Below are 25,909 nucleotides of genomic sequence, written 5' to 3' on the forward strand. Positions count from 1 at the left end.
GGAAGCGCGCTCCCACTGCGCCAATCGCCCGTGCTGTACTGCGAGGTGGAGACGGGATTTGAACCCGTGTACACGGCTTTGCAGGCCGTTGCCTCGCCTCTCGGCCACTCCACCGTGGTGACGCCTTGCGGCGGTTCTCCGAGCGGATGACGAGACTCGAACTCGCGACCCTCACCTTGGCAAGGTGATGCGCTACCAACTGCGCTACATCCGCTTGTCATGCTTGCCCGCCTTCCGGCGTGCTTGCCCAACGGATGAGAACTTTAGCCGGTCCGCGGAGGTCTTGACAAACCGGGGTCCCCCGGCGCGTCACGCCGCCGGGTTCTTGGCCAGTCCGGTGCAGCGTGCGGCCTGGTCAAGCCTGCCCTGGACGGCCTTCAGCGCCGCTCCGGTGACCGGCTTGGGCTGTCCGTTGTTCGAGACGACGCCGGGGGTGAACTGCCGGGTTTCGACCTTCCCGTCCTTGATCGTCACGGTCAGCAGGCCGGTGTCGGTGCTCTTGGAGGTGGAGTACCAGAGGAAGTTGCCGAGGCCGTAGTGCACGTAGGCGCCGCCGAGGAAGCCGTCGGCGAGCAGCACGTGCGCGTGCGTACCGATGATCAGGTCGGCGCCGGCGTCGGACAGGGCCTTGGCGATGCTCTTCTGGTCGCCGTTCGGGCAGCCCTGGCCTTCGGTGCCCCAGTGCATGAAGGCGATCACGACGTCGGCCTGCGCGCGGGCGGCTTTGACGGCGGCGACGGACAGCTTGCGGTCGAACGCCATGGCGATGCCGGGCCGGGTGGCGGTGGGTTTCCACTGCTCCTTGAGCTCGTGGACCTGGGACAGGCCGATGATCGCCAGCCGGACGCCCTTCACGGTGACCAGGTGCGGGGCGTACGCCTCGGTGGTGTTGCGGCCCGCGCCCACGATCGGCATTCCGGCGGTCTTCGCGGAGTCGAGGGTGTCGAGCAGGCCGACCTGGCCGTAGTCGAGGGTGTGGTTGTTGGCGATGGAGACGAGGTCGATGCCGGCGGCCTGGATCGCCGCGTACGCCGTCGTCGGCGCGCGGAAGTGGAACTCCTTGGGCTGCGGGGCGCCCCGGTCGGTGACCGCCGTCTCCAGGTTGACCATGGCGAAGTCGGCGGCGCGCAGCTGCTCGGCGTACGGGCCGAAGGCGGTGTCGGGGTTCTTCAGCAGCGGCAGGGTGCGTCCGGTGAAGTGCACGTCACCGGCGAACGCCAGGGTGATCTCCGCGGCCGGCGGGGCGCTGGGCGCGGCGCTGCCGGCGGGGGCGGGCACCGGGGGTGTGCCGGCGGGCTGCCAGACGGCCGGCTTCTCGGCCGAGCAGGCCGCCAGGGCCGCGACGAGGGTCAGGGCGAGGGCGAGGCGCGCGGCGCGGGGGGTCGTCACGGCACGAGGGTACGGGCAGGTGAGGGCGATTCGCATCACCGTCTCGACCGGGTTCGCGGCGCGAAGGGGGATACCCGGTGGCGGCTGCTCCCGGGGACCCGCTAGAGTTCTGTCCTGTCAGGCAGCGGGCCGCGAGGTCGGCTGAGGGACATGCGGATGTAGCGCAGTTGGTAGCGCATCACCTTGCCAAGGTGAGGGTCGCGAGTTCGAGTCTCGTCATCCGCTCTCTTCCACCGCAATCGCCGGGACCCTTCACGGGTCACCGGCGATTCGCCTTTCCGGCCCCTCCCGCGTTTCCTGCCGCAACTCTGAAGGACTTGCGGCCTCGTCGTGCTCTGGAGAGCGCGACTTTTCAAGAGTTGCGCCCGTCGGGGGGTCAGGGGGTGGGTGGGGCTTCGCCGCGGAGGTAGGTGGTGGGGACCTCGTCGGTGAGCCATACGCCGTTGGCGCTGCGGTAGAAGGTGTGGCCGGCGGCGGCCATGGCGGCGGCGTCGACGATCAGGATCACGGGGGAGCCGTGGCGGCTGCCGACCTTGTGGGCGGTGCCGGTGTCGCCGGACAGGTGCACGTGGTGGCGGGAGCCGCGGTGGACCCCCTCGGCCATGATCGAGTCGAGGTGACGGCGGGCGGTGCCGTGGTAGAGCAGGGCGGGCGGGGCGATCGGGGTCAGCCCGAGGTCGACCTCCACGGAGTGGCCCTGGCTGGCCCGGATGAGGTCGCCGTCGATCGCGAAACGCTGCTTGTCGTTGTCGGCGACGACGGCGTCGAGGGTGGCCCGGCTGATGCCCTTGCCGTGGGCGCGCATCGCGGCCAGGAGGGTGTCGATCGGCACCCAGCCGCCGGGGCCGAGGGTGATGCCGATGGTGTCGGGGCGGTGCCGTAGCACGTACGCCAGTTGCTTGCTTATCTTCTTCACGTCCATGTCGTGGCTCACGTTAGCCGCGCCCCGCGGATCAGTCGATCGAATAGGCCGTCCGGGGCACCCCTCCGCGGAGCCCGTCCGGCGCGTGTACGAGGCGGAGGTGCTGATGACCGACGCCGAGTCGTTCGACGAGTACGCGCGCTCCCGGCTGCCGATGCTGGGCCGGGTCGCGTACCTGCTCACCGGCGACGCCTACCTGGCCGACGACCTGGTGCAGCTGACGCTGCTGCGGCTGGCCTCGCGCTGGGAGCACGTGTCCGCCGCGCGGGAGCCGGACGCCTACGTGCGCCGGATCCTCTACACCCAGCATGTGTCCTGGTGGCGGCGGGTGCGCCGGGAGGCGCTGCCGGTCGCGGTGCTGCCCGAGCGGGCCGCCGCCGACTTCTCGGGCGACGCGGCGACCGCGCTGGCGGTGCGCCAGGCGCTGGCCAGGCTGGCCCCGAAGCAGCGCGCGGTGCTGGTGCTGCGCTACTTCGAGGACCTGAGCGAGACGGAGACGGCGGCGGTGCTCGGGGTCGCGGTCGGCACGGTGAAGAGCCAGACCAGGGATGCGCTGGCGCGGCTGCGGGTGATCGCCCCGGAACTGTCGGGGTCGCTGGCGGAGGTGAACCGGTGAGCGAGACGTTGCGGGAGGCGCTGCGGCGGGCCGCGGAGTCCGCGCCCGCGCCGCGGCTGGGCGAGCAGTTGTGGCGGCGGGGCCGGCGCCGGCGGCGGGTGCGCCGGGCGGTGACGGCGCTGGCCGGGGTGCTGCTGGCAGCCGGGCTGGCGACGCTGCCGGGGCTGGTCGCGGGGAGTGTGGGCCTGCAGTCGGCCGACGGCGGCCCGGCTCCGGCGGCGCTGGGGCGGCCGTATCCGTGGCAGCTGACGTACGAGCAGGACCTGAACGGGCCGGTGGTGGCGGCGTTCATCGACCCGGGCACGATCTACCTGGAGGCGACCGGGGTGCTGGTGGGCCGGGACGGCTCCTACCGGCTGTTCCCGATGAACCCGGGCGAAGGTTTCGGGTTGGTGTCACCGGACGGGCGTCACCTGGCGCGCTGGGGCGAGATCGTGGACCTGGTCAGCGGCGTCCGCACCCCGACCGCGGAGCGTGCCAGGCCGCTGGCGTGGTCGCCGGACAGCCGCAGGCTGCTGCTGATCGACTACCAGGACGACCTGTCCATCACGTACGGCCCGGACGGCCCGAGCGATCCCTCGCATCCGGACGACGTCGGCTACTTCGATCTGGCGACCGGCACGATGAAGGGGCTGCTGACGACCGATGCGGACACCGCGGCGGGGGCGTTCTCGCCCGACAGCGGACGGATCGTGGTGGCCACCGGTAAGGGCGACGGGCCGCAGACGCTGACGGTAGTCGACCTCGCCACCGGCACGCCGAACATGCTGTCCGAGCTGACAGGCCGCCAGCGGCTGGCCGGGGAGGCGGCGTGGACGCCCGATGGCCGCTCGGTCGTGCTGCTGGCCTCGGAGGGGTGCGCCTGGGTGGACTGCGACACGGGGATGGGCAGCCTGTGGGGCTGGCGGATGCAGTACGCCGACGCGGTCAGCGGCAAGGTCGTCGACGAGGCCGCCACCGCGCGTCCGGGTCGCCCGGCCGGGCTCGTGGGCTGGCGGGACGGCGCGCCGGTCTTCGTGCACTGGGGCGCCGATACCGACGAGCCGGAGAAGCTGATGACGGCCGAGGCGGACGGCTCGGCGCGGGTGCTGCTGACCCTGGCCGGGGGCTCCGGTGCGCTGAACGTGCCCCGGGACCTGGTCGAGCACGGCACGTTCGCCAGCCACTCGGCGAACCCGCTGGCCGCCCAGCCGTGGGCGTTCGGCTGCCTGCTGGCGTGCCTGACTCCGCCGGTGCTGCTGGTGTTGCTGCTGCGCCGCCGCAGGCGGGCCGTACGGGCGTCGGCGGCGTCAGGGGTAGGGCAGGGTGCGGGGGCCGACGATCTGCGCGCCGAGGGCGGTGACGCGGTCCCGTAGGCCGCGGTCGGCGGTGGCGACGACGATCGTGGGACGCAGCGCGGTCTCCTGGCGTACCAGGTCGACGATGGCGTCGTCGCCGCTGCGGGCCGCGGCCAGCACGCGCACCTCGGGTGTGCCGGCGACGCCGCGGGCCGCGCCCTCGACGACGAGCACGACGTCCAGCGGTCCGGGCAGTTGCGGCAGGCCGGGCTCGGCGACGCGGGCCACGGCGTCGCGCAGCCGGGTCGCGGCCCCGAGGCGGTCGCGCCACCAGCCGTCGGGCACGGAGCCGACGACGTTGGCGGCGTCGACGACGAGCAGCGGGCGGGGCGCGGGCGGGGTCACAGTGCCAGTTTCATACCCAGGTGCGTCGCCTCGAAGCCCAGACCCTCGTAGAAGCGGTGCGCGTCGGCGCGGGAGCGGTCGGTGGTGAGCTGGACCAGGCCGCAGCCCTGGGCACGGGCGTGTTCGATCGCCCACTGGACGAGCTGCCGGCCGGTGCCGTGGCCGCGCTGGTCGGCGCGTACCCGTACCGCCTCGATCAGGGCGCGGCTCATGCCGCGGCGGCTGAGCCCCGGGATGACGGTGACCTGCAGACAACCGACGACCTCGCCGCCGCGTTCGGCGACGGCCAGCAGCTGGTGCGGGTCGGCGTCGATCGCGATGAAAGCCCGGGTGTACGCCGGATCGGCCGGGTCGCCCTCACGGGTCGCGCCGAGCGGGTCGTCGGCGAGCATCGCGACGATGACCGGCACGTCGGCGAGCACGGCCCGCCGAATCTCAAGATCACTCACGGGCGCGACGGTAGCAGAACGCAGACGTGGCTTGGACTGACCGTGGCGCGTGCCCTCTACGCTGGCGCGCATGGAACGTATCTCTCGTGTTTGGGCCGCGTTGGTGGCCGGTTTCCTGGCCAGTGTCCTGGTGCCCGCGGTCGCGTGGGCCGAGGAGTCCGGCGTCGCCGACGTGGTGCGCAAGAAGAAGGGCGTCAGCTTCGGCGGCTTCGGGCTGTTCGGCGCGATCTGCTGCCTCGTGGTGGTCGCGATCATCGTCATCGCCGTCGTCATGGTGATGAAGCGCAAGAGGTGACGCGAAGACGCCGGTGGCCGCGCGCGGGGCGCGTCCACCGGCGTCTGTCGTCGCAGGTCAGGCCGGGACGGAGCTGCGGACCATCGTCAGCACGTGCTCGACCAGCGTGATCAGCACGTTCTTCACCGACATCCGGTCGCGGGCGTCGGTGAGCAGCACCGGCACGTGGCCGTCCACGTCCAGCGCCTCGCGCACCTGCTCCACGGTGTAGCGCTGGTCGTTGTCGAAGCAGTTCACCGCGATGACGAACGGCGTGTTGCGCTGCTCGAAGTAGTCGATCGCGGCGAACGAGTCGGCCAGCCGCCGGGTGTCGGCCAGCACCACCGCGCCCAGCGCGCCGGTGGCCAGCTCGTCCCACAGGAACCAGAAGCGGTTCTGCCCCGGGGTGCCGAACAGGTACAGCACCAGGCTCGGGTTGATGGTGATCCGGCCGAAGTCCATCGCCACCGTGGTGGTGGTCTTGGTGGCGACCCCGGTGGTGTCGTCGGTGCCGACGCCCGCGGTGGTCAGCACCTCTTCGGTCCGCAGTGGAGCGATCTCACTCACCGCGCCGACCAGCGTCGTCTTGCCGGCGCCGAAGCCTCCGGCGACCAGGATCTTGAGCGCCTGGGGGACCGGTGCGGTGTCAGAGCGCACGGAGTCCATGGATCACCGCCTGCAGGGTTTCGACGTTGGGGAGATGGTCAGTGGGGGGAGGATCGTAACGGGCGATCAGCCCGTCCGAAAGCAGATCACACAACAGCACGCGGACGACACCCAGGGGCAGGTCCACCCGGGAGGCCACCTCGGCCACCGCGCGGGGCTCCTGGGTCAGCGCCAGGATCGCCTGGTGCTCCGGGCTGGGGGTGTCCGCGGCGAGCGTCGCCGTGGCCACCAGGAAGGTGATCAGGTCGAAGTCGACGGTGACGGGCCGGACCCGCCCGCCGGTGACCATGTAGGGGCGCACCACCGGCCCGGCCTCGTGATCCCACCAGGCCGGGCCTTCCTCGACACCGTCGAGCGGGTCAGTGGACATCGGTGCCCGGCCGGGACGGTGTGGCCAGGTGCGTGCCCACGCGGGTCGCCAGCATGGCCATCTCGTACGCCAGGATGCCCAGGTCGCTGTCCGGGTCGGCCAGCACCGCGAGGCAGGAACCCTGCCCGGCCGTGCTCACCAGCAGGAACGCGTCCTCCATCTCGACGATGGTCTGGCGCACCTGGCCGCCCTTGAAGCGCTGGCCGGTGGCGGTGGCCAGACTCGAGAACCCGGACGCGATCGCCGCCAGGTGCTCGGCGTCGTCGCGGGACAGGCCGCTGGAGACCCCGGTGAGCAGGCCGTCGACGGAGAGCACGACGGCGCAGCGGGCCTGTGGCACTCGGGCGAGCAGGTCGTCGAGCAGCCAGTCGGTCGCGGGTCGGGTCGTCGTCGGTACCACGTCAGGCACGTCCTTCCAGGGTGGAGCTGTCTTCCATACCGGCGCTGTCTTGCGGGGTCGGTGCTGTGGCGGGTTCATCCCCGTTCGCGGTGCTCTCGGTGCTGGCCTTCGCACGCCCGCGCACGGTACCCGACTGGAACGCGGACATCATCGTCCGGACCTGGTCGGCGCTGCGCTGGCGGGGGACCGGGGCGGGCTCGCCGAGCGAGACCGTGGTCTCCTCCGCGGCGGGAGCGGTTTCGGGCGAGGCCTTGCGCACCCGCTTGGGCAGCAGCGCGGTGGTCTCGTCGCCACCGCCGTTGCCCAGGTCGACAGTCTGCTCCTCGACGGGCACGGCCGGGGCGGCCTCGACCGCGCGGGGGGCGCGCGGGGCGAAGATGCCCAGCGGCTCGCCCTTGTCGGTCGGGTCGGTCAGGGCCAGCTCCGCCGGGATCAGCACGACGGCCGTGATGCCGCCGTACGACGACGAGCGCAGCCGCACGGTGATGCCCTGCCGGGCGGCCAGCCGGGCGACCACGAGCAGGCCCAGGCGGGAGCTGCTGGCAGGGTCGAACGCGGGCGGCTCGGCGAGCTTGCCGTTGGCCTCGGCCAGCTCGGCGTCGCTCATGCCCAGGCCGCGGTCCTCGACGTGCAGGGCCAGGCCGTTGCCGACCTGCTCGGCGAAGACCCGCACCCGGGTGTGCGGCGGGGCGAACGAGGTGGAGTTCTCCAGCAGCTCGGCCAGCAGGTGGATGACGTCGCCGACGGCCCGGCCCACGACCTTCACGTCGGGCAGGCGGTCGATGGTGACCCGCTGGTAGTCCTCGATCTCGGAGGTCGCGCCGCGCACCACGTCGATGACCGGCACCGGGTGCCGCCAGCCGCGGCCGGGAGCCGCGCCGGCGAGGATGACCAGCGCCTCGGCGTGGCGGCGCATGCGGGTGGCCATGTGGTCGAGCCGGAACAGGTCCTCCAGCTCCTGCGGCTCGGTGGTGCGCCGCTCCATCCGGTCGAGCAGGGTCAGCTGGCGGTGCAGCAGCGCCTGCGAGCGGCGGGCGATGTTGAGGAAGACCTCGCTGATGCCGCGGCGCAGCACGGCCTCGTCGACGGCGGCGCGCACCGCGGTGCGCTGCACCGCGCCGAAGGCGTGGCCCACCTGGCCGACCTCGTCGGTGCCGACGGCGACCAGTGGCACGTCGGTCAGCGACGGGTCGTTGACCAGCGCTCCGGGCTGGCGCAGCGCGGCGATGGCACGGGGCAGGCGCTCGTGGGCGACCTCGAGGGCCGACACCCGCAGGCGCTCCAGGCGGCGGACCACGGAACGGCCGGTGCGCAGGGCCAGGACCAGGGAGATCGCCGCGCACAGCAGGCCCAGCAGGGCGGCGACGATGGTCTGCGCGAAGGCCGCGATGCCCAGCTCGTTGGCCAGATCGGAGGTGGCGCCGGCGGCCGCGCCCTCGGTGGCGTCGAGCTGCTTGTAGATGGCGTCGTTGGTGCCGCGCCAGATCGCGGCGTCGATCAGGACCTTGCCGGGTCGCGTGGTGGAGAGCGTCTCCTCCATGGCGTACAGGGTGCGGTAGGTCTCGCTGTCGAAGATCTGCCGGAACTGCTCGTTGTGCGGCGCGGGCAGCGAGCCCAGCGCCTCGTCGTGGACCTGGCGGCGGGCGCCGATGGTGCGCAGCAGCTGGTTCTGCTCGGCGACGGTGACCCGCCCGTCGGCGACCACGCTGCTGATCACGGCGTCCTCGCGGGCCATCATCTCGCGGGCGCGGCTGATGGCGAAGATGCCGTGGGCGAGTTCGGCCAGGTCGGGGTCGGCCAGCTTGGTCATCGGGGTGAAGGCCCGGTAGAGCCTGTCGACGATCTCGGAGTAGTCGCGCACCACGGCGAAGGGCTCGGCCTTGCCGCTGTCGACGTCCAGCCGCAGCTGGGGCAGCGTGTTCAGCGCGGCGACGAAGGCGTCGACGTTCTGCAGCTGGTCCGGGGGCAGCTCGTCGCGCAGCTTGCTGCCGGTCAGGCTGCCGCGGAACTGCTGCTCGCGCTCATCGGTGCTCTTGCGCTGGTCGCTGAGCAGGACCGAGCCGGGCTTCTCGGCGACCGACAGCCGCCGCTCCCTCTGGATCTCGACCATGAGGCGTTCGCCGAAACCGCCGAAGACCTGCTCGTAGTTGCGGGCGGCCAGCAGGTTCAGCGCGTCCCCGGCGCTGACCGCCACTCCGAATACGGAGAGGCCGGTGATGGCCACCAACGGCACCACTGCCAGGGTCATGATCTTGGCGCGAATGCTCCAGCCACGGTTTCTCACACTGACCACGTCCAAGGTACGGCTCACCGCGACGTCAAACATCGTGTCCCGGGGGCCAACCGGTGCACGAAGCGGAACCATGACACGCCACAGGTCGCTATCTGACAATGCCTCCGGGCAGTGAACCTAGTCGGCTCTTGAGTTCCTGTCCACTGCGGTGGATGTCCATTGTGGACAAGGTCACTTAAGGCGATGGAGTGCTTGCTTTGGGTGTACCGGCTTGGCGCGCTCGCGAGCCGCCCGGCACACTGTCGCACGGCATCCCGTCACCTCTGGAGGATCATCGATGGGCGACATCGTCACCGTGGTCTCGGCGGCACTGTCCGTGCTCGGCGCGATCGTCGCCGGCGTCATGACCACCTGGTCGGCGCGCCGCAACGCCATGTTCGAGCACCGGCTGGCGGCCGAACGCCACGAGGCCAGCAAGGCCGAGCAGGCCCAGGAGGTGATCAGCCGGTACCGCGAGCCGCTCCTGCTGGCCGCGTTCAACCTGCAGTCCCGCCTGCACAACGCCGTCGGCGGCGTCTACATGACCGAATACCTGAACCACCCCGACGAGGACGAGCGCCGCTACGCCCGGGACTACACCGTCTACGTGCTGGCCGACTACTTCTGCTGGGTCGAGATCATCCGGCGTGACCTGCGGTTCCTCGACCTCGGCGACGAGGACAGCAACCGCACCTTCCACCGGCACCTCAACCTCGTCGGCACCGCGTTCTCCTCGATGAAGCTGCCGGGCAACCACTTCCGGCTGTTCAAAGGCCAGCAGCGCGCCATCGGCGAGCTGATGATCGTCACGACCGGCGGCCGGGCCGACAGCATGACCTACCCGGCGTTCTGCTCGCAGCTGGACAACAACGACGAGTTCCGCCGCTGGTTCCGCCGGTTGGTCGACGACGTCGCCGAGGTCGTGGCGCAGGACTGGGCGGGCAACGAGCGGCTGATCAGGGCACAGCACGCGCTGATCGACCTGATCGACTTCCTGGACCCCGCACGCACCCGGCTGCCCGACGACCGCGCCAAGCTGCTCGAACCGCCGCCCGCGCAGCTGCCGGCGGCGGGCACTCCGGCGGCGTCGGTCCCGGTGCCGGCCCACCTCGGGACGGTGTAGCCCGAGCCGGCCGGTGCCGCCGGAAACGGGGCAGGCCACGCCGACCGGTGGAAACGGGAACGTCCGCCCGGCGCCGGACGGACCTCCCCGCCCGTGTCCTGACACGACACGGTGCGAGCGCGTGAGCGGCCGGGCCCGGCTGCTCACGATGCACGGCGGTTCAGCGAGCGGCGGAGTGCGGCCGCCGTGCCGCCCGGCGCGTCACCGGGCGGCCAGGTCCGGGCGTTCGGACGCCGACGGGTCGGCGGGCAGGACCGGGGGAGACCCGGCCGCCACCCAGGCCGCGCAGACCGCGTCCGCGGCGGCCGTGGCCTGCGCGGGGGTCAGCTGCGACGTGACGACCCCGCAGGCGCCGTCGGTGATCGTCACCGTCAGCGTGCCGCCGGAGGCCAGTGGCAGCACCAGCGTGCCGCCCGCGCCCCAGCCCAGGTCCATCGGCAGCTCCGCCAGCGCGACCCCGGCCGGCAGCGCGCCCGACACGGCGTCGACCGCGCTGCCCAGCGGGAAGCCCACGGCCAGCTGCGTACCGGCGTTCGGGTCGAACACCGGCTCCACCGACGGCGACGGCTGCGCGGTGACCTGCGCCGGCGGCGCGCTCGGCCAGACCGCCACGGCGACCGCCCCGGCCAGCAGCGGCGTCAGCGCGAGCGCGCCGATCGCCGCGTACCGGCGGTTGCGGCGGCGTGCCCCGCGCCGCTCGATGTCGGCGGTGCCCGCGGGCAGGTCCGGCTCGTCGGCGACCAGTTCGGCCAGCGCGGACCGTACGTCCTGGTGTTCTGTCATGCGGGTTCTCCTTCCAGGGCGCCGGAGCGTGCCAGCGCCTCGCGTAGGTGGGCCAGGCCGCGGGAGGCCTGGCTCTTGACGTTGCCCGTGCCGCACCCCAGCGCCGCCGCGGTCTGCTCGACCGACAGGTCCTCCCAGTAGCGCAGCACCACGACCGCCCGCTGCGACGGGTGCAGCCCCGCCAGTGCCCGCAGCAGGACGTCGCGGGTGCCGTCGTCGTGCGGGTCGGCGGCCGCCGGCTCGGGCAGCTCGGCGGTGGCCACCTCGCGCCGCCACTTGCGGCGGTGCGTGGCCAGGTAGCCGTTGACGAGCATGCGGCGCACGTACGGTTCGACGTCGCCGCCGGCCCGCACCCGCCGCCAGTGCACGAACAGCCCGGCCAGCGCGTCCTGGACCAGGTCGTCGGCCAGGTGCCAGTCCCCGCACAGCAGGTACGCCGTGCGGCGCAGGGCGGCCCGCCGGGAGCCGGCGTATTCGCGGAAGTCGTTCATCCGCCCACCCCGGAACCGGGCCGGTGGTCTCGCTCGTGACTGTCGCTCATGCCGACTTCATGCGAACAGGTGGCGCGGGGGTTGCACGGGCCGCGACCGTCGTTGTCGGACGGGGTGGCTACGGTGGCGCGCATGTCCGAACCGACCGAGCCGCCCTGGACCGCCGAACAGGTCCAGGGGCTGGCCCCCGACGCGTCGTCGTTCGCCGCGGCCCGCAAACTCGCCGGGGCGTCCGGCTGGAGCGCCACCGGCCACGGCGGCACGCCGCTGGGGCTGTGGGGCCTGTGCAAGGGCAGCGGCAGCACGCCGTACCAGATCTGCGTGGATCTGGTCGAGCCCGCCTACCGCTGCTCCTGCCCGAGCCGCAAGTTCCCCTGCAAACACGCCCTCGCGCTGCTGCTGCGCTGGTCGTCCGGCCAGGTCGCGGCCGAGGAGCCGCCGCAGTGGATGACCGAGTGGACCACCTCCCGCGAGGCCCGCGCCGAGAAGAAGGCCCAGCAGGCCGCCGCGCCGCGCACCGAGGCGCAGGAACGCGCCGCGCAGCGCCGCGCCGACAAACGCGCGGAGTCCGTCGCCGCGGGCATCGCCGAGCTGCGCACCTGGCTGTCCGATCAGGTCCGGCACGGCATCGCCGGGCTCGACCAGGCCGGCTACCGCCCGTTCGAGCAGGTCGCGGCCCGGCTCGTCGACGCCCAGGCCCCCGGTCTGGCGGGCGCGGTGCGCCGGCTGGCCCCGGTGCCCAGCTCCGGCCCCGGCTGGGAGCAGCGGCTGCTGGGCGAACTGTCGCTGCTGCACCTGCTGGCCGGCGCCGCCGCGAACCCCGAGGCGCTGCCCGAGGACCTGGCCGCGACCGTGCACAGCCGGGTCGGCCAGGCCGTGCCCACCGAGCAGGTCCTGGCCGGGGCGCCGGTGCGCGACCGCTGGCAGGTCGTCGGCACCCGCGACGACACCGAGGACAAGCTGACCAGCCGCAGGGTATGGCTGCGCGGCCGCGACACCGGACGCCCCGCGCTGGTGCTGTCGTTCGCGATGCCCGGCCAGGCGCTGCCCGTCGACCTGGTGCTCGGCACCGAACTCGACGCCGAGCTGACCTATTACCCCGGTGCCGCCCCGCTGCGCGCCCTGGTCGCCGCCCGCCACGGCGCGCCGGCGCCGTGCCCGGCCCCCGGCCCGGCGCAGACCGTCGCGCAGGCCCTCGACGAGGTCGGCGCGGCCCTGGCCGGCGACCCGTGGTTGTTCCAGTGGCCGGTGCTGCTGCGCGGCGTGCTCGCCCCCGGTAGCCCGTGGCACCTGATCGACCCCGACGGCGACGCGCTGCCCCTGGACCCGGCGCTCGGCGAGCCGTGGCGGCTGGCCGCCGTCGCGGGCGGACACGAGATCACCCTCGCCGCCGAGTGGGGCCCGGCCGGGCTGCGCCCGCTCGCGGTGTACGACGGCACGGAGGTGGTCCGCGCATGACGCCTTATATCTACGGCGTGGCTCGCGTCCTCGCCGAAGGAGCAACGCCCATGAGGTCTCACCTCAACCACACGCAGCCGACCGCCGAGCAGAAGGGGCCGCGGGCATGAGCACGAGTATCTGGTCCGATCTGATGTCCAGCGCGCTCGTCGGCACCGACCGGCGCAGGCCGGTGCTGAGCGGCTTGGACGGTCCGCCGGCGGGGACGCTGTCTCCGATCGGGACCGAACTGGACCCTGACGGGCTGCTGTCCGCCGCGGCCGCGGTGACCGTCACCCGCCGCGCGGGGCAGGTTCCCGCCCGGACGCAGCGTCCCGACCCGGCCACCGCCGAGACCGCGCCGTACGCGTCCGCCGCCGCGCAGCAGCGGCTCGCGGCGCTGCTGTCCGGTGGGGACGCCGAACTGGACCGGACCACGACCCGGGACCTGGCCGGGGAGTGGCTGCGCATCGCCGCCGGGCGCGGCCTGCTCGCCGAGCCCGGCCTGCTGGTCGCGCTGCTGGACCTGGGCAGCTCCGACTCCTCGGTGCGCCCCGTGGTGCGCGCCGTCGGCGGGACGCGGTTGGGCTGGCTGGCCCTGCAGGGGCCGGGCCGCTGGGCCTGGGCCGTGCAGCCGGAGGACGCGGCGCAGCCGGCCGACTGGGACACCGGCCGGGCCGCCGACCGGGTCCGCTACCTGGGCGAGCTGCGTGCCCGCGACGCCGCCGCCGGGCGGGACCTGCTGCTGGAGGCGTGGCCGCAGGAGAAGGCCGCCGACCTGGCCGCGCTGATCGCCGCGTGCGGCGCCGGGCTCGGACCCGACGACGAGCCGTGGCTCGAGAAGGCCCTCGACGACCGCCGGGCGCAGATCCGCGAGGCCGCCGCGCGGCTGCTCGCCGTGCTGCCCGGGTCGGCGTGGCGGCAGCGCATGGCCGAACGGGCGCTGGCCTGCGTGCACGTCGCCGCACGCAAGCTGGTCGCGACGGCGCCGACCGAGTGCGACGAGTCGATGCGCCGCGACGGGATCAGCGTCAAACCGCCGCAGAGCGTCGGCGAGCGCACCCACTGGTTCCGCCAGATCATCGAGTACGCGCCGCTGGACTGCTGGACGGCGTTCGACGAGACCCCGGCCGGGCTGCTCAGCCGCAAGTTCGACGACACCTGGGGCCATGTGCTGCGGGCCGGGCTCAACCGCGCCGCGATCACGCAACGCGACGGGGCGTGGGCCGCCGTGCTCATCCACGAGGGGCTCGGCCGCCGGGACATGAACGAGCTGCGGGAACTCGCCGCGGTCATGCCCGAACAGGACCTGGCCGAGCTGATCGCGGCACAGCTGCGGCGCGAGGTCGACATCGCGACCCGGCTGCTCGACGTGCTGCCCACGCCGTGGGCCGCGCCGGTCCCCGAAGCCGTCCTGGAGTGCCTGGCCGACACCCAGCGCCGCCGCTCCGGCTGGTGGCAGCTGCTGCGCCACGCCGAGTGGGGCTTCGACCCGGCGTACGCGCCGCAGGCCCGCGCCCTGCACGACTCCCTGCCGATCCCGGACCAGCAGCTGCTGGTCCGCTTCATCACCATGCTGCAGATCCGCCACGACATCCACCAGGAGCTCTCATGACCGCCACCCTCGACGCCACGCCCACGGTGCTGCGCCCGCACGCCGAGCAGCTCTACGCCGCCGAGCTGGAGCAGCTCGCCGCAGCCGACGACCTGCCCCGCCCGCCCGGCTGGCGGCTGTCCCCGCAGGCCGTCGTGACGTACCTGCTCGGCGACGGCAAGGACGTCAGCGCGAAGTACATCGGGCCGCGGCGGCTGATGGAGGTCGCCGTGGCGACGCTGGCCACCGACCGGGCGCTGCTGCTGCTCGGCGTGCCCGGCACCGCCAAGACGTGGGTGTCGGAGCACCTGGCCGCGGCGGTCAGCGGCGACTCGACGCTACTGGTCCAGGGCACCGCGGGCACCCCCGAGGAGGCGATGCGGTACGGCTGGAACTACGCCCGGCTGCTCGCCGAGGGCCCGACCGCCGGAGCGGTGGTGGCCAGCCCGGTGATGCGCGCGATGCGCACCGGTGCGATCGCCCGGATCGAGGAGCTGACCCGGGTGCCGTCCGACGTGCAGGACACGCTGCTGACGATCCTGTCGGAGAAGACGCTGCCAGTGCCGGAGCTGGGCGAGGAGGTGCAGGCGGTCAAGGGCTTCAACGTCATCGCGACCGCCAACGACCGCGACCGGGGCGTCAACGAGCTGTCCAGCGCGCTGCGGCGGCGCTTCAACACCGTCGTGCTGCCCGTGCCGGGCACCGTGGAGGAAGAGGTGGAGATCGTCGCGCAGCGGGTCGCGTCGCTGGGCAAGGCCCTGGAGCTGCCGGCCGTGCCGGACGCGATCAGCGAGATCCGCCGGGTGGTGACCGTGTTCCGGGAGCTGCGCGAAGGGCTGACCGCGGACGGGCGTACCAAGCTGAAGAGCCCCAGCGGCACCCTGTCCACCGCCGAGGCGATCTCGGTGATGACCAGCGGTATGGCCCTGGCCTCGCACTTCGGCGACGGCACCGTGCGGGCCGCCGACGTCGCCGCGGGCATCCGCGGGGCCGTGGTCCGCGACCCCGTCTCCGACGCCGTCATCTGGCGGGAGTACCTGGAGACCGTGGCGCGTGAGCGCGACGGCTGGAAGGACTTCTACCGCGCCGCCCGGGAGGCGGAGTGAGCACCGACCGGGTGCACGTCTTCGGCGTACGCCACCACGGCCCGGGTTCGGCCCGGGCCCTGGTGCGCGCGCTGGACGAGCTGAAGCCCGACATCATCCTGGTGGAGGGGCCGCCCGAGGCCGACGGGCTGGTCGCGCTCGCGGCCGACGAGCGGCTCGAACCGCCGGTGGCGCTGCTGGCGTACCCGACGAACGCGGCCAAGGGCGAGCAGGGCCGCAACGCCTCGTTCTGGCCGTTCGCCGTGTTCTCGCCGGAGTGGCAGGCGCTGCGCTGGGCCGTCAGCCACGACGTGCCGCTGCGCTTCTGCGACCTGCCCGCCGGCCACCGCTTCGCGGCCCGCGCCGCCGAACCGGCCGGCCCACTCGACGGGACCACCCCGGCGGACCCGGCTGCGGAGCCGGGCGACCTGCCCGAGGGTGAGGCGGCCGAGGAGGAGCTGCGGGTCGATCCGATCGCCGGGCTCGCCCACGCGGCCGGGTACGACGACCCGGAGCGCTGGTGGGAGGACGTGATCGAGCACCGGCGCGACGTGCCGCCGTTCGAGGCCGTGGCCGAGGCGATGGCGGCGGTCCGCGAGGTCGCCCCGGCGATCAGCGAGGACCTGGTGCGCGAGGCGTACATGCGCCAGGTGCTGCGCGCCGCGCTGAAGGAAGGCCACCAGCGCGTCGCGGTGGTCTGCGGCGCGTGGCACGTGCCCGCGCTGGCCGGCGACCTGCCGCCCGCTAAGGACGACGCGGCGCTGCTCAAGGGCCTGCCGAGCATCCCGGCGACGGTGACGTGGGTGCCGTGGACGCACGGGCGGCTGGCGTCGTGGAGCGGCTACGGCGCGGGCGTCACCGCGCCCGGCTGGTACCACCACCTGTTCACCGCCGAGGACCAGCCGGTCGAGCGGTGGCTCGTCGGGGTCGCCGGGGTGCTGCGCGACGAGGACCTCGCGGTCTCCAGCGCGCACGTCATCGAGTCGGCGCGCCTGGCCGACACCCTCGCCGTGCTGCGGGGACGGCCCGTGCCCGGCCTGGCCGAGGTCACCGAGGCGACCCGGGCGGTGCTGTGCGAGGGCGACGACACCCGCCTGGAGCTGGTGCAGCGGCGGGTCGTGGTGGGGGAGCGGCTGGGCGCCGTACCCCCGGATGCCCCGGCGGTGCCGCTGGCCCGCGACCTGGACGCGACCGCCCGCCGGCTGAAGCTCAACCAGCAGGCCCTGGTCACCGACCACGACCTCGACCTGCGCAAATCCAACGACCTGGACCGCAGCCGGCTGCTGCACCGGCTGCGCCTGCTCGGCGTCGGCTGGGGCACGCCCGTGCAGCGCAAGTCGGGCAAGGGCACCTTCTGGGAGTCCTGGCAGCTGCAATGGCACCCCGAGTACGCGGTCGACCTCATCGCCGCCAGCGCCTACGGCACCACCGTCGAGCAGGCCGCGACCGCCAAGGCCGTCGAGGCCGCCGCGGACGCCGACCTGGCGGCGCTGACCGGGCTGCTGGAGTCGTGCCTGCTCGCGCAGCTGCCCGCCGCGCAGCCCGCGGTGCTGCGCCGGCTGTCCGACCGGGCTGCCGTCGACACCGACGTCGCGCAGCTCATGGCGGCCGTGCCGGCGCTGGCCCGCACCCTGCGCTACGGCGACGTACGCGCCACCAGCACCGACGCGCTCGCCGAGGTGCTGACCGGCCTGGTCACCCGGATCCGGCTGGGCCTGCCCGGCGCGCTCACCGGCCTCGACGACGACGCGGCCCGCGCCATGCGTATCCACCTCGACGCCACGCACGAGGCGCTGAGCCTGCTCGCCGAGCGGCTGCCGCTGCGTACGGAGTGGCTGGACACCCTGGCCCGGCTCGTGGACCGGCCGGACCTGCCGGGCCTGCTCGCCGGGCGGCTGCTGCGGCTGCTGCGCGACGCGGGCACCCTCGACGCCGACGCCGCCGAACTGCGGCTGGCCCGCGCGCTGACCGTCGGCGTGCCGCCGGTGACCGCGGCCGGGTACGTCGAGGGCTTCCTGTCCGGCGGGGGACTGCTGCTGGTGCACGACGAGGCGCTGCTGGCCCTGACCGACCGCTGGCTGTCCGGCCTCGCCCCGGACGTGTTCACGGCGGTGCTGCCGCTGCTGCGGCGTACCTTCGCCGCGTTCGCGGCACCGGAACGGCGCGCGGTCGGCGAGCAGGTCCGGCGGCTGGGCAGTGGCGGCACGCGGCCGCAGTCCGATGTGGATGACGTCGAGCTGGACCCGGCGCGGGTCGCGCGGGTGCTGCCGACGCTGGAACTGCTGCTCGCAGCGGGAAGGGGAGCGCGGTGAGCGACGAGGAGCGGCTGCGCCGGTGGCGGCTGGTGCTCGGCGGCGAGGGCGCCGAGGGCACCGGAGTGACGCTGGCCGGAGTGGACAAGGGCATGGACGAGGCCCTGGCCGCGCTGTACCGCGACGGCGGCGGCGACGGCGGTTCCGGGCGCAGCGCCGGGCTGGGCGGCTCCGCGCCGAAGGTGGCGCGCTGGCTCGGCGACATCCGGCAGTACTTCCCGTCGACGGTGGTGCAGGTCATGCAGGCCGACGCGATCGAGCGGCTCAACCTGACCCGGCTGCTGGTCGAACCGGAGATGCTGGAGGCCGTCGAACCGGACGTGCACCTGGTCGGCACGCTGCTGTCGCTGAACAAGGTGATGCCGGACAAGGCGCGCACCACCGCGCGCATGGTCGTCGCGAAGGTCGTCGCGGAGCTGGAGCGCCGGGTCGCGCAGCGCACCCGGGCCGCGATCACCGGCGCGGTCAACCGGGCCGCCCGGATCACCCGCCCGCGCCACCGCGACATCGACTGGAACCGCACCATCCGCGCCAACCTCAAGCACTACCAGGCCGAACACCGCACCGTGGTGCCGGAGCGGCTGATCGGCTACGGCCGGTCCACCAAGGCCGTGCAGCGTGACGTGGTGCTGTGCGTGGACCAGTCCGGTTCGATGGCCGCGTCGGTGGTCTACTCCGGAGTGTTCGCCGCGGTGCTCGCGTCGATGAAAAGCCTGCGCACGTCCCTGGTGGTGTTCGACACCGCGGTTGTGGACCTCACCGACCAGCTGCACGACCCGGTCGAGGTGCTGTTCGGCACGCAGCTGGGCGGCGGCACCGACATCAACCGGGCCATCGCGTACTGCCAGGGCCTGATCACCCGGCCCCGGGACAGCATCTTCATCCTCATCAGCGACCTCTACGAGGGCGGGGTGCGCGCGGAGATGCTGCGCCGCGTCGCCGCGATGACCGCCGCCGGGGTGCAGGTGATCGTCCTGCTCGCACTGTCCGATGAAGGCCAGCCTTCGTACGACCACAGCAACGCCTCGGCTCTGGCGGCGATGGGGGTCCCGTCGTTCGCGTGCACACCGGACGCGTTCCCGGAGTTGATGGCGGCGGCGATCGAACGGCGGGACCTGCAGCCGATCATCGAGAAGATGGGTCGCTGAGCCACGGATCAGCCAAAACGCACGGACCCGGCCGCGCTGACCTGGGGAGGTTGACGGGCGCGGCCGGATCACACTGATCACACCGCTTGCCGGGCGTCCGGTCAAGTCCTCCGGACGTACGGGCCCTGCTGTCCGGTGCGCTCGGCCGGGGCCGCTCACCGGCGGCCACGGCCTGGCGTTCGGCGGTGTCAGCGGGTTTTGACGTAGTGCCAGGCCTGGCTGACCACGTTGACCCCGAAGCTGTACCGCAGCGTGGTGAGCAGCACCGCGGCCACGAACACCATGCCGGCCAAGCCGATCAGCACGCGCACCAGCAACGATTGGCGTTTGACCCACTCGGTCCAGCCGCGCACCTTGTCCTTGGTGAACTGCAGCAGGTGCCGTGCCCACACGAACTCGATCGCCCAGATCGCCAGACCGCCGATCACGATCAGCCAGCCCGGCCCCGGCAGCGGGATCAGCAGGATGCCGATCGCCACCACCACGGCGCCCAGCGCACCGATGATCACTTTGAGGACGGCTCCCCCGGTCGGATTAGCCCGAACGGTCTGATGCGCTATCCGTGCCCGGTCCCGCCAGGTGCTCGAGCCCCGCGGAAAGTCCGGTTTGTCGCTCATCTCCCCACCCTTGTCAGCCATGTCGCCGGGGTCGCGGAATCACCCGTCACCAACCCCGATGACTGGACGTTACCGGAGTGTGTCGACGGTCTTGGCCGGCATCGCACGATCGGCAATACCGGGCAAAAGCACGGCATCTTACTCCCTGTGGTGGGTCCGTGCCCACGTAATCATCGATCTTCCCGCTATCGGGTGAGATCGTACGATGACGGAGCGTATAGGGGAGGGTCACCTTGAGTATGGGAGGGGCGGGGCGGTCAAGCTCCGCCGCAGTGCCGGGGGGAGTACGTCCATGAGTGCTATCCGTCCTACGACCGTCGAGGTCGAGACATCGTTGCGGCTGGTCGCGCCCGACGCGACCTCGCTTCCGGTGCGGGCGAGTCTTCGCTACGACCCGGTCGACCCGTACGCGGTGCATGTGCTCTTCCACGCCGAATCCGCCGGCGGCGAGGCGGTGAGCTGGTCGTTCGCCCGTGAACTGCTGGTCACCGGACTCGACGAACCGGCCGGCATCGGCGACGTGCGGGTCTGGCCCTGGGCCACCCCGCGCGGCGACTTCGTCGCGCTCGCCCTGTCGTCGCCCGACGGCAACGCGCTCTTCGAAGTCCCACGAAGCGTGCTCGTACGCTTCCTGCGCCGCACCTACGTCGTGGTACCCCGCGGTCGCGAGACCGACCACCTCGACGTCGACGCGGCAGTCAACCGGCTGCTCGCCGGTCGATGATCAGCAGCTGACCAGCGACGGTCAGCCCTGATGATCACTCCCTGAGCCAGGCAACTCCGACCGGAGCATCCGGTCAGCACTCCGGCGAGGTGCTCGCGATGAGCACCTCGTCTCGTGCTGTCTGGGGGAGTTTGTCCGGTACGACACGCGGGAGGGGTACCGAGATGCGCCGGGTGCCGCAGGTGCTGTAGAGTTCCATTCCGTTGCGGGCGATTGGCGCAGCGGGAGCGCGCTTCCTTCACACGGAAGAGGTCACTGGTTCGATCCCAGTATCGCCCACAGATAGTTGCACGTCAGAAGCTCGCTAGCGATCAACGCTAGCGAGCTTCTTCGATTGGGTCTGGTGCTTCGGCTAGGTGGTCGTCGCTGGTTGCGACAGTCAACTGGGCTTTGGTCGGTCCGCGGGCCGATGCGATGCCCCGTCTGCGGCGAGGCCGAGCCCCGGCGCTGAACGGGCAGTGATCGCTACGTACCTGCCGGCGGCGTTGGCTGACCGGCTTTTCAACAAACACCCAAGCCGCCCCTCCAGCGGTCGCCTTCTGCGCGTGTATGAGATGTGCCAGTGATGTTGATGGGCCAGTGATGACAGCCGGTCCGGCGGATTCGTTCCGGGAATACGTGCACGCGCGCCTGGGGACGCTTGTGCGTGCGGCGTTCCTGCTGACCGGCGACTCGTATCTGGCGGAGGACCTGGTTCAGCAGACGCTGGCCAAGGTTGCCTCCCGCTGGGAACAGATCGTCGCGGACGGGAACCCGGACGCCTACGTGCGGCGCGTCCTGTACCACCAGCATGTCTCCTGGTGGAGAAGGTGGCGACGGGAGCCGCTGCCGGTCGCCGCCGTGCCGGAGGCCGCCGGGGCGGACCCCCACGGGCCGACGACGACGGCGATCGCCGTTCGCCAGGCGCTGGCCAGGCTGGCCCCCAGGCAGCGGGCCGTGCTGGTGCTGCGCTACTTCGAGGACTTGACCGAAGCACAGACGGCACAGGTCCTGGGTGTGTCGACGGGCACCGTGAAGAGCCAGGCTCGTGATGCGCTGGCCCGTCTACGTGCCGTCGCCCCCGAACTGGCTGACCTGCAAGAGGTGTCGAAATGACTACAACGCTGCATCGAGTTCTGGTTGATCTCGCCGGCGAGGCGCCCAGCGTGCGCATGCCGGAGGACCTGTGGCGGCGCGGACGTCGCCTCCGCTGGCGGCGCCGGGCCGCAGGGATTCTTGCCTGCCTGCTGGTGAGTATGACCGCGATGTGGCTGCCGTCGCCGAATGTGACCGGGTCGCAGTTCGCCGGTACTGACGACCGTACGCTGCCAGCCTGGGCCGCCCAGCCCTACCTGTGGCAGCAGACGTTCAGCGAGGATCCGAACGGGCCGGCGAAGCTTGTGTTCGAGACAGGGCACAGTCTCGATCTGGATACGTCGCTGGTGGTCGTGGGCCGGGACGACTCCTTCCGGCTGGTCTACCTCGACCCCGGCGAGTTGATGGGCAGTTTGTCGCCAGACGGCCGCTACCTCCTGGGCGACAACCTTGTCGACCTGGTCACCGGGCAGTCCCGCAAGCTCAGTCCTGCCGTCTCGTCACATTGGCCAGCCGTGTGGTCGCCCGACAGCCAAAGCGCCGTCGCCGTTATCGGGCAGGACGACGTGGTGCCAACCACCGGCCCGAACGGTGAGCGGATCAACGATTCGACGCGTTTGGACAACATCGTCATCGTCAGCGTGCCGGACGGCAGTCTACGGGTCGTCCACGTGGCTGAGGCAGACGTCTTCCGGGCGGCGTTCTCGCCTGACGGCACCCGGGTGGCCATCGCCGTCGGCCGCGACGCACAGAACAAGGAGTTGCTCATCCTGGACGTTGCGACCGGCGCCGTGCAACGTGCGGTGTCGCTCGGCGAGCGGCAGCAGATCGCGGGCAGCGCCGCCTGGTCGCCGGACGGCAACCGACTGATCCTCACATTCATCGAGGGATGCCTTACGGCGCCGTCCTGCGACGGGCCCACCCCTGACCGGCCGGCCCGGCAGCGGTTCCACCTGCAACAGCTCGATGTCGACACCGGAACGGTCACGGACGAGGCCGTCCGTGGCCTGCAAGATCGACCGAACCTCATCGCCTGGCGGCAAGGCGCTCCGGTCCTGTCGGTTACCAACGACGCGGACAACTCATGCGCCATCGTGCGTCTCCCGGCCGGCCAGAGCCCCGAGACTCTGCCACTGCGGGCGGCGGGGTACGGGTGCCCGAGCTATCCCCGCAATGCACTGGAGCAGTGGACCCTCGATGGCCCACAGCTGACGCCGTCGCCTTGGCAAGCGCAGAACTGGGCCTACGTCGTGCTGGGGCTCATCGTACTGACCGGCGCGGCGCTCGTTGTGAAGCTGGGCCGGCGGTGGAGACGGCGGTCGATGACACAACGTTCCAGGGTCGCCCCTGAGCCTCCGCGATAGTGTGCCTGGCGCCGGACCAGATCATGGACCAACTTGTCGCCCGATACGGCATGGGCCATGCAGTCAAGACCATGCGTAGCGTTCGATGACTCTTTTATTATCCAATCGGCAGGTCAGCCGCTATGGCCAGCCGACCCAATGGGGAGCAGTTTTGGGATGTATCCGGCCGGGGATTCAAACCTGCGCCGTCTGTACTCACATCCTGCGGGTTCGTACTGGCGTTACGGTCACAGCCGGACCGTGAGCTGCAGGAACGCGGTTCGGATTCTGCCGGGTATGGTCCACAGATAGTTGCAGGTCAGAAGCTCGCTAGCGATCAAAGCTAGCGAGCTTCTTCGATTGCCGGTGGGCAAATCTGCTCCACGATCCCCCACATCAGTGAGCGAAGCGCCACTTGATCCTTACGCCGTTTCGCTGTGTGCCTGGACAGGCCGAGTCCGGCCCCGGTGACGTCGAACGCGTAGCCGCCGGTGAACCCGTCCGGAGACCGCGACCGTGCAGACCGATCCGCCGCCACGCTCCGCCGGAACCGATGCCGAGTACCAGGCCACCCATATCTGGTCGTCCTCCGTAGCCGCGGTGCCTGGGAGGCTCCCTGAACAAGCCGTTGATCGGTCAGCTGGGCGGGACGTGCCAACGGACTTCTTCGAGTCGGTGGCCCGAAGGGTAGGGCACGGCCACGTCCGCTGATTGTGGATGGTCGACTGACCGCTCGTTCCCGACTGATGCGCCGATGCCGGGGTGGCGCAGATGCGTGGTCTTCTTTTCCTTCTGCGTAGCGCGTAGAGAAGCTGCACCATAATTCGGGGAGGGCCCTTGTCCACGCCATGGCACGTTCCAGGAGCCGGTAGCAGCAAGCCGCGGTCGGGGAATCCGTTCGACGACGTTGAATGGGTCATGGGCAAGCTCAATGCTGCGATCGACAGCGAGTTCAGCAAGCTGGGCGAGCTCAACCTGATGATCCTGGGTCGCGTGGGAGCCGGCAAGACCACCCTGGTCAACACCGTGTTCGGCGCGGAATTGGGAGTCACCGGTGTCGGTGGTCGATCGGTGACCCAGCACATCGACCTTCACCGCCCGGAGGGCAGCCTCGTGGGTATCTTCGATACCAGGGGCCTGGAGATGGGCCCGTATAGCGAGGACATTCTGCGGGAGATCCGCGAACTAGTCACCGAGACCAGGCCCGGCAAGGCCAACCCGGTCCACGCGATCTGGTACGTCGTGAACTTCGCCGACAGCCGCTTCGAGGAGATGCAGGAGAACTTCGTCCGCGAGCTCGGCGATTCCGGCTTGCCCGTGATTCTCGTGATGAGCAAGGTGCCGCTGCTACCTGGCGGCGGTGCCATCGCCCCGGAGGCGCTCGAGTTCGGAAAGAAGATCGAGGACCTCGGCCTGCCGCTGTCGCCGAGCAATCGGGTCGTGTTCACCTCCGCGATCGCGACGCCCTGGTGGCCGGCGCACGGCGTGGCCGAGCTGATCAACCTCACCGCCGAGGTGCTGCCGGAAGCCTCCCGCCGGACCCTGGAGGCGTTGCAGCAGTACGACCTCGCGCACAAGCGCAAGAAGGCCTGGGCCACCATCGGAACAGCTGCCACCGCTGCGGCCGGGATCGGGGCGGTGCCCATCCCGCTGGCCGACGCGCCCTTCATCGCCGCGACGCAGATCACGATGATCGGCACCATCGCCGTGCAGTACGGCCTCAGCCTGCCCAAAAAGCGCGTCGCCGCACTGGTCGCCGCCGCCCTCGGGCCGGGCGCGGCAACGCTGATAGGCCGGTACGCCGCCACCGGGCTCATCAAACTGGTGCCCGGCGTCGGCAGCGTGGCGGGGGCGCTGTTCAACTCCAGCACCGCCGCGATGCTCACGGTCGCCATGGGGCGGGCCTGGATGGAGGTCTGCGAGTCCCTGCAGTCCGACGACGGGACGGTGCCGCAGGACGTCGATATGGACGACCTCAAGCGACGATTCGCCGACGCCTTCCAGCGGGTCAAGGACGACGATGCCGGCAACCAGCAACCGGGCCTGGCGGCGTAGCCGGCGATGGAAGGGGGAATGACCGACGAAGATCACGATCTGACGTTCCGTCTTTGCGCCAGATGCAATCTCGTCGTCCTGCGGTCAGGAGCCGACCACTGGGTGCACCAGGCGGTAGCGGTAGCCAAGTTTACCGGTCGGGCGTGTGACGGGCCGGTCCCGGGCAGGCCCGCGAAGCCGCGGGAGGTTCGCTACGGGCTCGGCACCGACGTGCATAAGGACGCCCAATCGCTGCGGGGTGTCCTGCCGGGCTTTCCGGTCGCCGCCGGCGAGGCCGTCATCGTCGGCACCGACGGAGCCTATAAAGAGGTGACAGTCGGCGACTCGATATTGCGACCACTCTGCTGGGGATATATCGCCGACAACGGAATTTACGGCTGTGGTGCCGCGCGCATCCCCGGTCGCATCGTGGGCGATCGCGTCCTTCAAACCGAACTGCGGGCGATCTGGTGGTCGTTGCGCGAGCTATTGCCGACCCACCCGACCACCATTGTCAGCGACTCTCAGGACGCCCTCGAACTCGTGGAGGACTGGCGGCATGGAGGTGAACGCATGCCTCGCGGCTACACCCTGCAGCGCGTGTCCGACCGCAAAGCCACGATCCTTCAGCTGGCCCATCTGGTCACCCAGCACGCTGACCTGATTAGTACGCAGTGGGTACGGGGCCACAGCGGCTATCACCTCAATGAGGGCGCAGACGCCCTTGCGAAGATCGCGAGATTATGGGCGACGAAGACCGTCACCAAGAATCAGACTCGAGTGGATGCCGAAAACATCGCCCGCGACGTCCTCGCACGGCATAGGTACGCGGACCGGGACACGACTGCATCCGGCGGAACGATCCGGCCACATTGTCCGCCGATGCTCGGCGTCGCAAAGCCGAGCCGTGACGAGGCGCCCTCGGGTTCGAAAAGCGCCGTCAAATGACCAGGAACGTCGCGCACCAGGCGCGTCGGCGTCGAGGTGATCGACGGGTCGCGGGGCCTGCATTCCGCGCCGGAGGGCGGCCGGCTCTGCGCGGGTGAGCGGCTTTCGCCGCGGGTCGGCCGACGAGCTGCCCCGCGCAGCGATGCAGCTCGGCGA

At 71.7% G+C, this 25,909-nt stretch carries 25 protein-coding genes and 4 tRNA genes; 16 read left to right on the forward strand and 13 right to left on the reverse strand.

The genetic code is table 11. The features are described from left to right. Positions 1-43 precede the first annotated feature (43 nt). The 3 genes from Cco03nite_RS16290 to Cco03nite_RS16300 form a co-directional block, all read right to left on the reverse strand. A tRNA-Cys gene (locus Cco03nite_RS16290) sits at positions 44-114 on the reverse strand. A gap of 27 nt (positions 115-141) precedes the next feature. Then, positions 142-214, reverse strand: a tRNA-Gly gene (locus Cco03nite_RS16295). 95 nt (positions 215-309) lie between these two features. Then, positions 310-1,389 carry a CapA family protein gene (locus tag Cco03nite_RS16300; RefSeq protein ID WP_239167422.1) on the reverse strand — a complete coding sequence of 360 codons (1,080 nt, stop codon included), beginning with the start codon at positions 1,387-1,389 and terminating at the stop codon, positions 310-312. 152 nt (positions 1,390-1,541) lie between these two features. Here Cco03nite_RS16300 and Cco03nite_RS16305 point away from each other — a divergent pair. Then, positions 1,542-1,614 (forward strand) — tRNA-Gly (locus Cco03nite_RS16305). Between the two features lie 151 nt (positions 1,615-1,765). Here the strand turns inward: Cco03nite_RS16305 and Cco03nite_RS16310 are convergent. Next, a complete protein-coding gene (locus Cco03nite_RS16310; protein WP_203693022.1) occupies positions 1,766-2,311 on the reverse strand; it encodes an RNA 2'-phosphotransferase in 546 nt (181 codons plus the stop codon). Positions 2,312-2,417: 106 nt separating this feature from the next. Between Cco03nite_RS16310 and Cco03nite_RS16315 the strand changes: the two genes are divergently transcribed. Together Cco03nite_RS16315 and Cco03nite_RS16320 are read left to right on the forward strand one after the other, a co-directional pair. After that, on the forward strand, positions 2,418-2,927 hold the full coding sequence (locus Cco03nite_RS16315) for a SigE family RNA polymerase sigma factor (protein WP_203692948.1): 510 nt from the start codon (positions 2,418-2,420) through the stop codon (positions 2,925-2,927). Then, entirely contained in the window at positions 2,924-4,282 is a 1,359-nt protein-coding gene (locus Cco03nite_RS16320) for a TolB-like translocation protein (protein WP_203692949.1), read from the forward strand. The genes Cco03nite_RS16315 and Cco03nite_RS16320 overlap by 4 nt, the downstream gene beginning before the upstream one ends. Here the strand turns inward: Cco03nite_RS16320 and Cco03nite_RS16325 are convergent. Both Cco03nite_RS16325 and Cco03nite_RS16330 read right to left on the reverse strand, forming a co-directional pair. Further along, positions 4,217-4,609, reverse strand: coding sequence for a hypothetical protein (locus tag Cco03nite_RS16325; RefSeq protein WP_203692950.1), 393 nt, complete (start codon positions 4,607-4,609; stop codon positions 4,217-4,219). The two genes, Cco03nite_RS16320 and Cco03nite_RS16325, sit on opposite strands and share 66 nt — an antisense overlap. Next, the gene (locus Cco03nite_RS16330; RefSeq protein WP_203692951.1) at positions 4,606-5,058 is read right to left on the reverse strand and encodes a GNAT family N-acetyltransferase; all 453 of its coding nucleotides are present in this window, start codon (positions 5,056-5,058) and stop codon (positions 4,606-4,608) included. The genes Cco03nite_RS16325 and Cco03nite_RS16330 overlap by 4 nt, the downstream gene beginning before the upstream one ends. Before the next feature lie 70 nt (positions 5,059-5,128). Between Cco03nite_RS16330 and Cco03nite_RS16335 the strand changes: the two genes are divergently transcribed. Continuing rightward, entirely contained in the window at positions 5,129-5,353 is a 225-nt protein-coding gene (locus tag Cco03nite_RS16335) for a hypothetical protein (RefSeq protein WP_203692952.1), read from the forward strand. Positions 5,354-5,410: 57 nt separating this feature from the next. Here Cco03nite_RS16335 and Cco03nite_RS16340 read toward each other — a convergent pair whose 3' ends face one another. From Cco03nite_RS16340 to Cco03nite_RS16355, 4 genes are read right to left on the reverse strand one after another with little or no spacing between them, the layout of a single operon-like run. After that, a complete protein-coding gene (locus Cco03nite_RS16340; protein ID WP_203692953.1) occupies positions 5,411-5,998 on the reverse strand; it encodes a GTP-binding protein in 588 nt (195 codons plus the stop codon). Next, a complete protein-coding gene (locus Cco03nite_RS16345; RefSeq protein WP_203692954.1) occupies positions 5,979-6,368 on the reverse strand; it encodes a DUF742 domain-containing protein in 390 nt (129 codons plus the stop codon). Before Cco03nite_RS16345 ends, Cco03nite_RS16340 begins: the two co-directional genes overlap by 20 nt. After that, positions 6,358-6,768 carry a roadblock/LC7 domain-containing protein gene (locus Cco03nite_RS16350; RefSeq protein WP_239167429.1) on the reverse strand — a complete coding sequence of 137 codons (411 nt, stop codon included), beginning with the start codon at positions 6,766-6,768 and terminating at the stop codon, positions 6,358-6,360. Before Cco03nite_RS16350 ends, Cco03nite_RS16345 begins: the two co-directional genes overlap by 11 nt. Position 6,769: 1 nt before the next feature. After that, on the reverse strand, positions 6,770-9,016 hold the full coding sequence (locus Cco03nite_RS16355) for a sensor histidine kinase (RefSeq protein ID WP_203692956.1): 2,247 nt from the start codon (positions 9,014-9,016) through the stop codon (positions 6,770-6,772). A gap of 322 nt (positions 9,017-9,338) precedes the next feature. Here Cco03nite_RS16355 and Cco03nite_RS16360 point away from each other — a divergent pair, with 322 nt between their 5' ends. Next, positions 9,339-10,163, forward strand: coding sequence for a hypothetical protein (locus Cco03nite_RS16360; protein ID WP_203692957.1), 825 nt, complete (start codon positions 9,339-9,341; stop codon positions 10,161-10,163). Between the two features lie 201 nt (positions 10,164-10,364). Here Cco03nite_RS16360 and Cco03nite_RS16365 read toward each other — a convergent pair whose 3' ends face one another. Both Cco03nite_RS16365 and Cco03nite_RS16370 read right to left on the reverse strand, forming a co-directional pair. After that, positions 10,365-10,946: a hypothetical protein gene (locus Cco03nite_RS16365; protein WP_203692958.1), complete on the reverse strand. Its 582-nt coding sequence runs from the start codon at positions 10,944-10,946 to the stop codon at positions 10,365-10,367. Continuing rightward, positions 10,943-11,437, reverse strand: coding sequence for a SigE family RNA polymerase sigma factor (locus Cco03nite_RS16370; RefSeq protein WP_203692959.1), 495 nt, complete (start codon positions 11,435-11,437; stop codon positions 10,943-10,945). Before Cco03nite_RS16370 ends, Cco03nite_RS16365 begins: the two co-directional genes overlap by 4 nt. A 132-nt stretch (positions 11,438-11,569) precedes the next feature. Between Cco03nite_RS16370 and Cco03nite_RS16375 the strand changes: the two genes are divergently transcribed. From Cco03nite_RS16375 to Cco03nite_RS16395, 5 genes are all read left to right on the forward strand, one after another. Further along, the gene (locus tag Cco03nite_RS16375) at positions 11,570-12,895 is read left to right on the forward strand and encodes an SWIM zinc finger family protein (protein ID WP_203692960.1); all 1,326 of its coding nucleotides are present in this window, start codon (positions 11,570-11,572) and stop codon (positions 12,893-12,895) included. A 106-nt stretch (positions 12,896-13,001) separates the two neighbouring features. Beyond that, complete coding sequence (locus Cco03nite_RS16380) at positions 13,002-14,489, forward strand: DUF5691 domain-containing protein (protein WP_203692961.1); 1,488 nt, start codon at positions 13,002-13,004, stop codon at positions 14,487-14,489. Then, positions 14,486-15,574 carry an ATP-binding protein gene (locus tag Cco03nite_RS16385; RefSeq protein ID WP_203692962.1) on the forward strand — a complete coding sequence of 363 codons (1,089 nt, stop codon included), beginning with the start codon at positions 14,486-14,488 and terminating at the stop codon, positions 15,572-15,574. Before Cco03nite_RS16380 ends, Cco03nite_RS16385 begins: the two co-directional genes overlap by 4 nt. Continuing rightward, on the forward strand, positions 15,571-17,865 hold the full coding sequence (locus Cco03nite_RS16390) for a DUF5682 family protein (protein WP_239167423.1): 2,295 nt from the start codon (positions 15,571-15,573) through the stop codon (positions 17,863-17,865). Before Cco03nite_RS16385 ends, Cco03nite_RS16390 begins: the two co-directional genes overlap by 4 nt. Further along, positions 17,862-19,013: a VWA domain-containing protein gene (locus Cco03nite_RS16395; RefSeq protein WP_203692963.1), complete on the forward strand. Its 1,152-nt coding sequence runs from the start codon at positions 17,862-17,864 to the stop codon at positions 19,011-19,013. Before Cco03nite_RS16390 ends, Cco03nite_RS16395 begins: the two co-directional genes overlap by 4 nt. Before the next feature lie 188 nt (positions 19,014-19,201). Here Cco03nite_RS16395 and Cco03nite_RS16400 read toward each other — a convergent pair whose 3' ends face one another. After that, positions 19,202-19,630, reverse strand: coding sequence for a TIGR02611 family protein (locus Cco03nite_RS16400; protein WP_239167424.1), 429 nt, complete (start codon positions 19,628-19,630; stop codon positions 19,202-19,204). Positions 19,631-19,922: 292 nt separating this feature from the next. Between Cco03nite_RS16400 and Cco03nite_RS16405 the strand changes: the two genes are divergently transcribed. The 6 genes from Cco03nite_RS16405 to Cco03nite_RS16430 all read left to right on the forward strand — a co-directional run bounded on the left by Cco03nite_RS16405 (position 19,923) and on the right by Cco03nite_RS16430 (position 25,753). Then, a complete protein-coding gene (locus Cco03nite_RS16405) occupies positions 19,923-20,354 on the forward strand; it encodes an SsgA family sporulation/cell division regulator (RefSeq protein ID WP_120318938.1) in 432 nt (143 codons plus the stop codon). 207 nt (positions 20,355-20,561) lie between these two features. Beyond that, positions 20,562-20,633, forward strand: a tRNA-Val gene (locus Cco03nite_RS16410). Between the two features lie 303 nt (positions 20,634-20,936). Continuing rightward, entirely contained in the window at positions 20,937-21,449 is a 513-nt protein-coding gene (locus Cco03nite_RS16415; protein WP_203692965.1) for a SigE family RNA polymerase sigma factor, read from the forward strand. Next, on the forward strand, positions 21,446-22,792 hold the full coding sequence (locus Cco03nite_RS16420) for a WD40 repeat domain-containing protein (protein WP_203692966.1): 1,347 nt from the start codon (positions 21,446-21,448) through the stop codon (positions 22,790-22,792). The genes Cco03nite_RS16415 and Cco03nite_RS16420 overlap by 4 nt, the downstream gene beginning before the upstream one ends. 897 nt (positions 22,793-23,689) lie before the next feature. Next, positions 23,690-24,826, forward strand: a complete 1,137-nt coding sequence (locus Cco03nite_RS16425) for a DUF697 domain-containing protein (protein WP_203692967.1) — start codon at positions 23,690-23,692, stop codon at positions 24,824-24,826. 18 nt (positions 24,827-24,844) lie between these two features. Continuing rightward, positions 24,845-25,753, forward strand: coding sequence for a ribonuclease HI (locus tag Cco03nite_RS16430; protein ID WP_203692968.1), 909 nt, complete (start codon positions 24,845-24,847; stop codon positions 25,751-25,753). Positions 25,754-25,909: the final 156 nt, after the last annotated feature.

It is taken from the genome of Catellatospora coxensis (genome assembly GCF_016862635.1).
Lineage (GTDB): Bacteria > Actinomycetota > Actinomycetes > Mycobacteriales > Micromonosporaceae > Catellatospora > Catellatospora coxensis.